Here is a 12,633-nt window from a genome sequence, read left to right on the forward strand (position 1 = left end):
AGGTAGATGCCAACCACTTTGTAAAAGCAACCGTGTTTAGCATGGAGTCTGACCTTGATGGACAGTTTTACATCAATCCAAAAAATGGCAAAAAGCTAGGTGCTATTCCTCCAAAAAATGCTTTTTTTGAGTTTCTTACCAATTTTCATCGCTCCTTGTTTTTAAAAACTCCTGGACGAGTTTTTGTAGGAATTGTTTGTTTTTTGTTTTTCTTAATTGCCATTACGGGACTTTTACTAGCCATAAAAAGGCAAGGGGGGATTGTAGCATTTTTCTCTAAAATAGTAAAAGATCAATCCATTCAATACAACCATGTTGCCTTAGGTAGACTTATGCTTTTACCTATTGTGATTATAGCACTATCTGGAACTTATCTTTCTATGGATCGATTTTCCTTGTTGCCTAAAATTCAAAAACAAAACCTTGAGTCTAAACCTGCAACCAATCAAAAAGAAATTCCGTTTGCTGAGTTTCCTGTTTTTCAACAAACAAAACTAGACGAAGTTCGCAAATTAGAATTTCCTTTTTCAACGGATGAAGAAGATTATTTTGTTTTAAGCTTAAAAGATAGAGCTCTGAAAATTCATCAAAAAACAGGAGCAATTGTTGAAGAAACAAACTATCCTTTTACTCAAATTCTACAAGCATATAGTTTTCATTTGCATACAGGAAGCGGTAGTATTTTTTGGTCTCTTGTGCTGTTTGTAAGTTCGTTGTCTATCTTGTATTTTATGTACTCGGGTACTGTTATTTCTATTCAGAGATTGCGTTCTAAAATAAAGAACAAGTTTACTGCCCACCAAGCAAACATTGTAATTCTAATAGGTTCTGAAAATGGAAGCACTAAAAGATTGGCCAAAACACTATTACAGTCTTTATTAAAAGCGAACAAAAAAGTGTTTTTAGATGATTTAAACAATTATCAAAACTACCCAAACATAGAGCAGTTAATTATATTAACCGCTACCTACGGACAAGGAGAACCGCCTAGCAATGCACACTTGTTTTTAGACAAATTGCAACACACCAAAATAGACCGCTCTTTTGATTGTTATGTGATTGGTTTTGGCTCTTTTTCTTATCCTAAATTCTGTGAGTTTGCTAAGACTATTTTTAAACAAACCTCAGCACATCCACAAATAAATGTTCCTGCAGAAACACCATTGTTAATTCATAATCAGAATTACAAACAATTTAAAAACTGGGCTATAAACTGGTCTCAATCTTTAGGAATTCAATTAGATTTACCAACCGAATTAGCAGCTAAAAAAACTAAGGAAACGACCTTTAAAATTATTGACAAAGAAATAGTAAAAGACAACTACGATGAAACTTTTACGTTGACCTTGGCTTTGCAAAAAAGAAAGCGTTTTTTACCTGGTGATTTGCTAGGAATTGTTCCTCCTAACGAAGCTTCTGAAAGATTGTATTCTATTGGAAAAAATGCAAAAGGAGATTTGCTATTGAGTATTAAAAAACACACGCACGGAATTTGTTCTAACTACTTACATCAGCTAAAAATTGGAAATAAATTTAATGGAACCATTCAACAAAACAAAGAATTCCATTTGCCTAAAACCAACAAAACCGTTACGTTAATTGCCAACGGAACAGGAATTGCTCCTTTTTTAGGAATGATACATCAACCAACAAAAGCAAACCTTAATTTGTATTGGGGAACTAGAACTCATAGCTCTTTTAATTTGTACAAAGCAAGTATTTTAGAGGCTGAGCAAAAAGGTACTTTACAACAATATAACATTGCTTTTTCTAAAGAAGTTACGGAGTACAACTACGTTCAAAACCTATTAGCTAGAGATGAAAACACCATTGCAAATAGCTTAAAAAATGGTGGTTATTTTATGTTGTGTGGTTCTTTAAATATGCGTGATGCCGTTTTTATTCAGTTAGAAAAAATTTGTATAAAACATGGTTTACCACCTTTTGAAACTTATAAAAACAACGGACAAATTTTAACGGATTGTTATTAAATAAAAAAGCTCAACTTAAAAATTAAGTTGAACTTTTTTATTTATTGTATATTTTTCATTTACACCAAAGGAAATCTTGTCATCTCTTCTGGTTGCTCTACACCAATCAATTTTAATACAGTTGGGGCTACATCTCCTAACACTCCGTCTTTAATTTCTTTGATTTCTTCATCTATCAAAATCATAGGCACTGGATTGGTTGTGTGCGCTGTATGAGGTGATCCATCAGGGTTCATCATCGTTTCACAGTTTCCGTGATCGGCAATTAATAGAGTAGAGTACCCATGCTTCAATCCTGTTTCTATTACTTCTTTAGCACAAGCATCAACAGCTTCACAAGCTTTAATCGCTGCATCCATATCACCTGTGTGTCCTACCATGTCTCCATTGGCAAAGTTCAAACACACAAAGTCTGCTTCTTCTTTGGCCAAATCTTCACACAAAGCATCTTTCAATTCGTAAGCACTCATCTCAGGCTTTAAATCATAAGTAGCAACTTTTGGCGAGTTTCTTAAAATACGAGACTCTCCTTCAAACGGCTCTTCTTGTCCTCCAGAAAAGAAAAATGTCACGTGAGGGTACTTTTCTGTCTCTGCAATACGGATTTGTTTTTTACCTGCCTTAGATAAAACCTCACCAATCGTATTTTTAATATTGTCGTTGTTGTAAATCACATTGATTCCCTTAAACGTTTCATCGTATAAAGTAATGGTTGTAAAGTACAAGTCTAATTTTTTAGTGTCTTGCTCAGGGAAATCGTTTTGAGACAACATGTTTGTCAACTCTCTACCTCTATCTGTTCTGTAGTTAAAGAAAATTACAGCATCTCCTTCTTCTATTTTCGCTTTTGGGTTACCATCAGCATCGGCCATAATTACAGGCTTAATAAACTCATCAGTAACTCCAGCTTCGTAGTTTTCTTTTAGTGTAGCAACCGCATCTGTAGACAATGTTCCTTCTGCTTTAACGACAGCATCATACGCTAATTTTACACGTTCCCAACGGTTATCTCTATCCATTGCGTAGTAACGTCCTGTCATACTTGCCAACTCCCCAGTTGTAGCTGCCATGTATTCTTGAATCTCGTTGATAAAATACGCTCCAGATTTAGGATCTGTATCTCTACCATCGGTAAAAGCGTGTAAGTATAAATCTTCTATTTCATTTTCCTTAGCTACATCTAACAAGCCTTTAATATGATCTATGTGTGCATGAATCCCCCCATTAGAAACCAATCCTAATAAGTGTACTTTTTTGTTATTTTCTTTAGCATATTTGTACGTATCTACCAATACTTTTTCTTGTCCTAAAGTTTTATCTCTAACCGCCATGTTAATTTTTGTTAGGTTTTGGTACACAATTCTACCAGCCCCTAAGTTCATGTGTCCCACTTCAGAGTTTCCCATTTGTCCATCAGGCAAGCCAACAAACTCTCCATCGGTACGCAATTGTGCATTCGGATATTTGTTATACAAAGAATCTATGTAAGAAGTGTTTGCGTTATAAACTGCCGATACTTTTGGATCTTGGGTAATTCCCCATCCATCAAGAATCATTAAGATGACTTTTTTGTTCATGATTAGATACGTTTTAATTTTAATTACAAATATAAACAGACAACTGTATATACATAGGTTAAATGATGGTTAAACATTGAAAACCTTTTCGGTGGCTCAGCCATTTTTTTATGAATCGTAAAAACGCAAGTGCAACATCATTCTCACCAATAAGCAAATCTACAGATCAACAAATAAATAGTACCATTAGGGCACTTCCAAAGGTCGGGCTTTCATTACTCGCTTTTTGTTTTGTTTTTAGGATTCAGGAGTTAAGGAGTAGAGTAGTTAAGAATCTCAGAAACTCCTTTGACTTCTTAACTACTCATATTCTTAAATTCTAAAAACAAAACAAAAGAGCTCAAACAAACCATTCAATCCCTAGTGCATTCACAATAAAAAACAAATTCTTCTAATTGATTTGAAATCTTTTTTGAATTTGACTGATATTCTGCTAAATTCATAACCTCAAAAAAATGAATTTCCATGAAAATAAAATCCTACAGACAATACAAAGAAGATTATAAAAATAGCATTCAAAATCCCGAAGTTTTTTGGGCCGACATTGCCCATCAATTTACTTGGAGAAAAAAATGGGACAAGGTGTTAGAGGCAGATTTTTCCAAACCCGAAGTCAAATGGTTTTTAGGAGGTAAACTGAACATTACCGAAAACTGCTTGGATCGACATTTAGAAAAACAAGGAAACAAAACTGCCATTATTTGGGAGCCTAATAACCCTAAGGAAGAATCTAGACATATTACGTACAGGCAATTGTATTACAAAGTATCCGCATTTGCCAATGTGCTTAAAAACAAAGGAATTCAAAAAGGAGATCGCGTGTGTTTGTACATGCCCATGATTCCAGAACTAGCCATTGCTATGTTGGCCTGTGCAAGAATTGGAGCGGTGCACTCTATCGTTTTTGCAGGTTTTTCAGCATCTGCCTTAGCCAGTAGAATCAACGATTCTGAATGTAAATTATTAATTACTGCTAACGAAGTTTACAGAGGTACCAAACCCATCAACCTAAAAGCTGTTTGTGATGAAGCCTTAAAAAGCACTCCATGTATAGAAAATGTAATTGTATACCGCAGAACAGTAGAACCTACAGCAATGCAAGAAGGTAGAGATACGTTCTGGTTTGACGAATTGCAAAAAATAGAAGATGATTACTGCCCTGCTGTAGATATGGATAGCGAGGATCTGTTATTTATCTTATATACTTCTGGCTCTACAGGAACTCCCAAAGGAATGGTACATACTTGTGGAGGCTATATGGTAGGAAGTACGTATACGTTCCAAAATGTGTTCCAAGCCAAAAAAGGCGATGTATATTGGTGTACTGCCGACATTGGTTGGATTACAGGACACTCGTACATTATTTACGGTCCTTTGGCTAGTGGAGCAACCACAGTCATGTTCGAAGGAGTACCTTCGTACCCAGACTATGGACGTTTTTGGGAAATTGTAGACAAACTAAAAGTCACCCACTTTTACACCGCTCCTACCGCCATAAGAGCCTTGGCAAAACAGCCTTTGCACTTGGTAGAAAAACACAAACTGAATAGTTTAAAAGTTTTAGGATCGGTAGGCGAACCCATCAACGAAGAAGCCTGGCACTGGTACAACGACCATATTGGAAAAGGAACCTGCCCTATTGTAGATACTTGGTGGCAAACCGAAACCGGAGCTATTATGATTGCTGCTATGGCAGGAATTACTCCGTTACGTCCTACTTTTGCCACACAACCTTTGCCAGGAGTACAACCTGTTTTGTTAGATGAAAATGGAAAAGAAGTAACAGAGTCACCCGCAGAAGGGAGTTTGGCCATTAAAGGAGCATGGCCTAGTATGGCACGTACCATTTACGGAAATCATCAACGTTATAAAGACACCTATTTTTCTGCTTTTCCTGGCTATTATTTTTCTGGTGATGGGGCTTATAGAGATGCTATGGGGAACTACAGAATTACAGGACGTATGGACGATGTGATTATTGTATCTGGACATAATTTGGGAACAGCACCCATAGAAAATGTAATTAACGAACACGAAGATATTGTAGAATGTGCCATTGTTGGCTTTCCGCACGACATTAAAGGAAATGCCTTGTACGCCTATGTAACCAAATACAACGATGTTACCACTGATGAAGATGTATTGAGAAAAGAAATTAACGCTTTGATTTCTAAAACCATTGGAGCGATTGCTAAGTTGGATAAAATTCAGTTCGTAAGCGGATTGCCAAAAACACGTTCGGGTAAAATTATGAGACGTATTTTAAGAAAAATTGCTGCTAACGATGCCGAAAACTTAGGAGATATTTCTACACTGTTAAACCCCGAAGTGGTAGAAGAAATAAAAGAAAATGTGATTTTGTAACCATAAAAAAAGCAGTGAGTAATCTCACTGCTTTTTCTATTTATTGTTTAGCTGTCATTTTATTCCGCTTTCAATCGCCAAGTTCTTACCCAATCTACTCGCATGGTATTAATGCTATCGTCTAACAATTCTTCTTTTTTGGGCAAACCTCCTACCCACGGGGAGTCTTGTGTCCACAAGTCCCAAATTAAGTATTGCTCCAAAGTAAAAGACTGCTCTGTAGTTACACTACCAGATGGTTCTCCATCTAAATAAAACTGAACATTGTGAGCATCTTTCCACCAAGCTCCTACTACATGGTAAGCTTCGTTCCAAGCCACACCTTTTAAGGTATTCCCATCAGACAAATTTTTATTACTAGAGTTTCCTTTTGCTCTTTCTGTAACTCCATTTTTTACAATAAAGTATTGAGAATTCATTTGCCAAGGATATTCATCCAAAGCAAAACTATTTGTGGGTGCTAAAGTGGGTTTAGAGTTGTTTTCTATAATGTCAATTTCATCTCTGTTCTTACTATCTCCATTATTTAACCAAAAGGTATTAAATGCAGAAATATGTGCTGTTTTAATACGACATTCGGTGTACATCGGAAACTTTATTTTGTTTTTTGATCGCACTCTAGAGGTCTCAAACCACTGGTCTTCACTGTCTGCATCTAACGTTGCTTTAATCCACAAATTCCCATTGGTAACCCCAGAATTGGAATTGATCATGTTCACTGGCGTATCTCCGTAATTCCAATTGGTTTTGGTCCATTTGTTACTATCCCAAGTATCAAATTCATCTGACAATTCCGTTACTTTTTCCCAAACCATTCCTTCTGGTGTGGTATCGTCAAAAGAAGTAAATGTAGGTTTAGTAGGGTTGGCCTTATTTACATCTATTAGTTTAGCAGTAGGCTCTTCGTCTTTGTTAGGATCTTCTATAGGATTTTCATCAGTAGGAGGCACAAATACATCGGCATTGTCGTTGCCGCAACTTATAAATACAATTAACAAGCAAAATAAGGGTTGACTTATTTTTTTGATGAGTGTTTTTTTGAACATGATTTTCTAATTTTAAGATGTATCTCAAAATTAAAAGTGCTTACTGTTACAAAGGGGCACAGATTCTGAAAAGAACAGAACAAAACAGCAATACAACTTTACAAACTAGACAAAACTAAACATAAAAACCCCCTTAAAAAGCTGAATATTTTTTAAGAGGGTTTGGTAAAAAAATAGTACAGACTACAACAAGTCTCTTAATCTTTTTGCTGCACCTTCGGCAGTAATATCACGTTGAGGTGTTCCAAACATTTCGTAACCTACCATAAACTTTTTAACAGTAGCACTTCTTAGCAATGGCGGATAGAAGCTCATGTGCCAGTGCCAATGAGAATTGTCTTCTCCGTTGGTTGGAGCTTGATGAATTCCTGCAGAATACGGGAACGAAGTGTTGAATAATTTATCGTACGTTTTGGTTAAAACAGAAATAGCATCGGCATACAAAGTTGCTTCTTCTGTTGTCATATCCAAAATAGAATTTAAATGTCTTTTAGGAGCAATCATTGCTTCAAAAGGCCAAACTGCCCAAAAAGGAATCAACACCACAAAAGCATCGTTTTCATAAATAATACGTTCTTTATCTCCGCTTAGTTCCTGAGCTAAATAAGTTCCTAACAAACTCGATTTTTTATCAGCAAAGTACGCACGTTGCTTATCGTCTTTCTTTTGTACTTCGTTTGGCAAGGTAGATTGTGACCAAATTTGCCCATGTGGATGTGGGTTGCTACATCCCATTACTGCTCCTTTGTTTTCAAAAATTTGTACGTAGTTAATCATATCGTTACTACCCAATTCTTTGTATTCTCTTTGCCAAGTTTCTACTACTTCTGTAATTTTATCTACATCCATATCAGCCAAACTCTTAGAGTGGTCTGGGCTAAAACAAATTACTTTACAAATTCCTTTTTCGCTTTGTGCTTGCAACAAACCATCGTTTACCTCGAACTCTGGAGAATCGCTTTGCAAAGCAGCAAAATCATTGGTAAACACATAAGTACCTGTGTAGTCTGGATTTACTTCTCCGTTTACTCTAGTGTTTCCAGGACATAAATAACAAGATTCATCGTAAGAAGGTCTTTTTTCGTTATTTACAGCTTCGTTTTGTCCTTGCCATGGTCTTTTGGCTCTGTGTGGCGAAACTAACACCCATTCTCCTGTTAAGATATTGAGTCTCTTGTGTGAGTAATCTTCTAAGTATTGATTCATTTTAATTTATTTTTCTTGGTTTTGTATTAAATTTTATGAGTTCCATCAGACAAAGCAACCTCGTATGGTGAACAAGCATGTCCGAATTTTTCTGTATAAGCAGCTACTGCTTTTTCTTTAAAGTCTGCCACCGCTGTTTTTTTAATTAAGTTGATGGTACAACCACCAAAACCTCCACCCATCATTCTAGCTCCTAACACTTCAGGGGTTTCTTTGGCCAAATCCACTAAAAAGTCCAATTCATCACAACTTACTTTGTACTGGTTTTGCAATCCGTTGTGAGAACCGTAAATCAATTTTCCTAACTCTTCTAGGTTTCCTTCTTTCATCGCAACTGCTGCAGCTTGAGCTCTGTTGTTTTCTTGTACTACATATACTACTTTTTGGAAATCTTCTTCTGACAATTGATCTTTTACTTTTTCTAAATCTTCTTCTGTAGCATCTCTTAGGGCTTCAATTCCTAACAACTCTGCTGTTTTTTCGCACACAGCACGTCTGTCGTTGTAGGCACTGTCCGATAATTTATGTTTTACATTGGTATTGAACAACAACAATTGGTAGTCTCCAAAATCAATAGCAAAAGGTTCTGCTTTAGCCGTTCTACAATCTAACAATAAGGCACTGTTTTCAATTCCGAACATAGATGCATATTGATCCATAATTCCACATTTTACACCTACGTAATTGTGTTCTGCTGCCTGAGAAATTAAAATCATTTCGTATTTCGTTAAACCTAGCTCAAACAACTCGTTAATTCCAAACACTACACTATTTTCTAGGGCTGCAGACGAGGACATCCCCGCACCATCTGGTATATTCCCTCCAAAAACAATATTAAAGTTCCCTACTTCTTTTCCTAATTTTTGCGTTTCTGCTACGACCCCAATAACATAGGCATGCCAGCTAGACAAGTTTTCTGTATTTAGATTGTTGGTGTCAAAATAAATAGTTTCATCCATATCAATAGCAGTGGCAGTAGAGCGGTCTTTTGGACTTCCTTTTTGTGCATCTACTTTTTGAATGGCAGCAACAATTCCTTTATCTATAGCAGCAGGAAAAACAAATCCTGCATTGTAATCTGTATGTTCTCCAATAATGTTGATTCTACCTGGTGAATAAATCAACACGGGTTCTCCTGAAAAATTTTGGGCAAAGTTTTCTGAAACTTTTTTTACTAAACTCTTATCCATGATCTACTTTTGATTTTTTTTTGTTTTTTTGATTCCACTTATATTTTTATACTCCAAGCCAATTGATAACTAGCTCCTGAAGGTAATTCTTGCACTCCCATTTGATTGTTAAAACTATCCGAAACTCCTGTTACGGGCTCTAGTGCTATGGCATTTTTTACAGGAGGAGTGTACATCTGAAAGAAATTTTCTGATGCAGTACTGTCTATCATCATTTGGTATTTTGGAGTTTTAAAAACCACCTTACTATCTGATAAAACATAGCAATTATCTAATTGTTGATCTTTAATTTCTAAAGGCATGGGTACCGCACCATTTACTACCTGTTTGGTAATCATACGCTCATCAAAAGCAATCGTTTTGTTGCTTTTAAACGTTAGACTGCTTTTATACAAATCATCACTTAAAAAATAAGGATGCCACCCTAATGTAAAAGGAAATGCTTTTGGGTCTTTGTTTGTAACTTTTAATTGCAGTTCTAGTCCTTTTTCTGATAAAGTGTAAGTTACTACTAACAAAAAGAAATAAGGAAAACCTGCAAACGGTTTGTTGTTTTCGTAGGTTAACGTTACCGATGCACTTTCTGTAGCTACTTTTGAATCTGCTACTTGAAATAACTGATTATAAACCAACCCGTGTAAGGCATTGTTTAGGTTTTCTTCGTTACATTCTAATTGAAACGTTTGGTTGTTATAAGTGTACTTACCATCTTTGATTCTGTTGGCAAAAGGAAACAAAATAGACGATGCATAAGTGTCTTTATAACTTAGCGGATGTAAATCTGCCAAAAGTGAAATGTTATTTAACGTTAATGTTTCTAGAGCGGCACCTCTAGACAAACATATACTGGCTTTAGACGTAGCTCCTGTAAGCTCTACATAATCTAAGCCCTCTTTTTGTGTTTGAGTGATTGTATACAATGTTTTTCTTTTTTTTCTTATAGTGAGTTTCTAAGAATAAGTTGATTTCTATTCTCTATTTGCAAATGCTCATTTTTGTTAATCATTTGAGCCAGACGTTTTCCCATAGCCTTAAAATCTGTTGAAATAGTTGTGATTCCACCTTCTACAATTTCTTTTAGCAGAGTTTCGTTGTAAGAAATAATTCCGATGTTTTGAGACAACACTAAGCCCTGTTCTTTGATTTTTTTTACTACTCGGATTAAGTTTTTATCATCAGGAATGATGTAAATTTCTCCAGGCAACAACTCTCTATCTTCAGCTGTAGGCACAATATCGTAATCCATTTGGTATTGATTACAGAACATTTCAAATCCTTTTTTCATTCCCTCAGGTTGCACTTTCGGATTGAATATTAACACCAAAGAACTATATTTTTGAATTTTGGACAAACTATTGGTTAAGTTGCTTAAAATGTCCTTTTCAAAATTTTGATAGATTGCTGCATAAGCATGCAAGTCTTCGTGTAATTGATCTAAAATATACACCTTATCTTGCGGTAGTTTTTCAATAATATCTACCGTATTTTTTAAGTTTGCTGGCATGATAACATACGAACTATAATTTCCTATGTTTTCATAAATCAATTTGGTAAAAACAGCAGGATTAAAATGATGGAAATAAATATCTACCTGTGTATTTTCGTCCAATCCTTCTAAAAAATTACTGTACAAATCTTCTTTAAAAGAGTTCAATTCATCAAACAATAAGAACACTTTTTTTTCGGTTCCTACATCTTCGCTAAGTACATAATAACCTTTTCCGGCTATAGATTGTACAATACCACGAGTCTTTAACTCATTTAAAGCCGTAAGAACCGTGTCTCTAGAAACTTTGTTTTCTTTTTGTATTTTACTAATAGAAGGTAGTTTATCGCCTTTGTTCAGTTTTTTTTCTACAATAGCTTCTATAACAGCATTGATGATTTGCTTGTATTTAGGAATTCCTAGTTTTTTTTCTATGGGTGCTAAAGTCATACAACAAATATAATAAAAAACCAGTATGTACTGGTATGATTTTGTGTTATCTTAATTTTTACCTTGCATTTAGTATAAATTCCCTGTATTCTTAGTTGATTTTTTTATACATCAGCAGTAATCTTTGTATACATTTACATGTTTATTCTTTTAACAAACTTCTAAGAATCAACTAAAAAAGCTGCCTTAACCTCTAAGTCAAGACAGCTTTATACACTATTTTGTTGTCTAAAAATTTATTTAGTATATATTCTATTTTCTTGTTCTGCTACCCTAATAAAGGTAGTTCTTTTGGTAAGTTCCTTAAGTCTTTGAGCTCCTACATAAGTACAGGTACTTCTAATTCCTCCTAAAATGTCTTGAATGGTTTGTAATACTTTTCCTTTGTAAGGTACTTCAACAGTTTTTCCTTCGCTTGCACGATACTCAGCCACACCTCCTACATGTTTTTCCATAGCAGTAGTAGAACTCATTCCGTAAAATTGTTTGAATTTTTCTCCGTCTTTTTCTACAATTTCTCCGCCACTTTCATCGTGTCCTGCCAACATACCTCCTAGCATTACAAAATCAGCAGCTGCACCAAAAGCTTTGGCAACATCTCCAGGAATGGCACATCCTCCATCACTAATTATATGCCCTTTTAGACCATGAGCTGCATCAGCACACTCTATTATAGCAGACAATTGCGGATATCCAACCCCTGTTTTTACACGTGTGGTACATACAGATCCTGGACCAATCCCTACTTTAATGATATCAGCTCCAGACAAAAGCAATTCTTCTACCATTTCTCCTGTAACCACATTTCCAGCAATAATTACCTTATCCGGATAAGTTTGACGAGTTTGTTTTACAAAATCTACAAAATGTTCAGAATAGCCATTGGCAACATCAATGCATATAAATTTTAGATGCTTACTTAAGTCTAAAATCTCTTTTATTTTTTCTGCATCCTTAGGTCCTGTTCCAGTGCTTACCGCAACATATTCTACGATTTCTTTGGGAGCTTTTTCTAAAAACTCCCTCCATTGTGCCACAGTATAATGTTTCTGAATGGCCGTAAACACCTTTTTACTTGATAAAGCCAAAGCCATCTCAAAAGTTCCTACAGTATCCATGTTGGCAGCCATAATAGGCACTCCTTTCCAGGTAGCTTTGCTGTTTAAAAACTTATATTCTATTTCTAAATCTACTTGGGAACGGCTTTTTAGGGTAGATCTTTTTGGGCGAATCATAACGTCCTTAAACCCAAGTTTTATATCATATTCAATACGCATACACTTAACTTTTGTTGACTACTTAAATGTAAGATTTCTTTAAATA

The 12,633-nt window shown here is 35.4% G+C and carries 9 protein-coding genes; 2 read left to right on the forward strand and 7 right to left on the reverse strand.

Features of this window, described 5'->3' with window-relative positions:
- Window positions 1-1,991: PepSY domain-containing protein (locus FS85_RS0101385; protein WP_010134174.1), on the forward strand; the 1,991-nt coding region annotated here is incomplete at its 5' end.
- A 59-nt stretch (window positions 1,992-2,050) separates the two neighbouring features.
- Here the strand turns inward: FS85_RS0101385 and gpmI are convergent.
- Window positions 2,051-3,568 carry a 2,3-bisphosphoglycerate-independent phosphoglycerate mutase gene (gene gpmI / locus FS85_RS0101390; protein ID WP_029489181.1) on the reverse strand — a complete coding sequence of 506 codons (1,518 nt, stop codon included), beginning with the start codon at window positions 3,566-3,568 and terminating at the stop codon, window positions 2,051-2,053.
- Between the two features lie 465 nt (window positions 3,569-4,033).
- Between gpmI and acs the strand changes: the two genes are divergently transcribed.
- A complete protein-coding gene (acs, locus tag FS85_RS0101400; protein ID WP_010134176.1) occupies window positions 4,034-5,932 on the forward strand; it encodes an acetate--CoA ligase in 1,899 nt (632 codons plus the stop codon).
- Window positions 5,933-5,991: 59 nt separating this feature from the next.
- Here acs and FS85_RS0101405 read toward each other — a convergent pair whose 3' ends face one another.
- From FS85_RS0101405 to FS85_RS0101435, 6 genes are all read right to left on the reverse strand, one after another.
- Entirely contained in the window at window positions 5,992-6,978 is a 987-nt protein-coding gene (locus FS85_RS0101405; protein ID WP_010134177.1) for a LamG domain-containing protein, read from the reverse strand.
- Window positions 6,979-7,161: 183 nt separating this feature from the next.
- Window positions 7,162-8,184: a UDP-glucose--hexose-1-phosphate uridylyltransferase gene (locus FS85_RS0101415; RefSeq protein WP_010134178.1), complete on the reverse strand. Its 1,023-nt coding sequence runs from the start codon at window positions 8,182-8,184 to the stop codon at window positions 7,162-7,164.
- A gap of 26 nt (window positions 8,185-8,210) precedes the next feature.
- Entirely contained in the window at window positions 8,211-9,374 is a 1,164-nt protein-coding gene (gene galK, locus FS85_RS0101420; protein WP_010134179.1) for a galactokinase, read from the reverse strand.
- A gap of 38 nt (window positions 9,375-9,412) precedes the next feature.
- Window positions 9,413-10,294 (reverse strand): aldose 1-epimerase, encoded by an 882-nt coding sequence (locus tag FS85_RS0101425; RefSeq protein WP_010134180.1) that lies wholly within the window; start codon window positions 10,292-10,294, stop codon window positions 9,413-9,415.
- A gap of 17 nt (window positions 10,295-10,311) precedes the next feature.
- A complete protein-coding gene (locus tag FS85_RS0101430; RefSeq protein WP_010134181.1) occupies window positions 10,312-11,310 on the reverse strand; it encodes a GntR family transcriptional regulator in 999 nt (332 codons plus the stop codon).
- Window positions 11,311-11,546: 236 nt separating this feature from the next.
- Window positions 11,547-12,587, reverse strand: a complete 1,041-nt coding sequence (locus tag FS85_RS0101435) for a GMP reductase (protein WP_010134183.1) — start codon at window positions 12,585-12,587, stop codon at window positions 11,547-11,549.
- Between the last annotated feature and the right edge of the window lie 46 nt (window positions 12,588-12,633).

This window comes from Ochrovirga pacifica (assembly GCF_000220525.1).
GTDB lineage: Bacteria > Bacteroidota > Bacteroidia > Flavobacteriales > Flavobacteriaceae > Ochrovirga > Ochrovirga pacifica.

Coding starts and splice junctions, on each gene's coding strand:
- FS85_RS0101430 (WP_010134181.1), bottom strand. CDS start 11,310: ATGACTTTAGCACCCATAGAAAAAAAACTAGGAATTCCTAAATACAAG.
- FS85_RS0101415 (WP_010134178.1), bottom strand. CDS start 8,184: ATGAATCAATACTTAGAAGATTACTCACACAAGAGACTCAATATCTTA.
- gpmI (WP_029489181.1), bottom strand. CDS start 3,568: ATGAACAAAAAAGTCATCTTAATGATTCTTGATGGATGGGGAATTACC.
- galK (WP_010134179.1), bottom strand. CDS start 9,374: ATGGATAAGAGTTTAGTAAAAAAAGTTTCAGAAAACTTTGCCCAAAAT.
- acs (WP_010134176.1), top strand. CDS start 4,034: ATGAAAATAAAATCCTACAGACAATACAAAGAAGATTATAAAAATAGC.
- FS85_RS0101435 (WP_010134183.1), bottom strand. CDS start 12,587: ATGCGTATTGAATATGATATAAAACTTGGGTTTAAGGACGTTATGATT.
- FS85_RS0101405 (WP_010134177.1), bottom strand. CDS start 6,978: ATGTTCAAAAAAACACTCATCAAAAAAATAAGTCAACCCTTATTTTGC.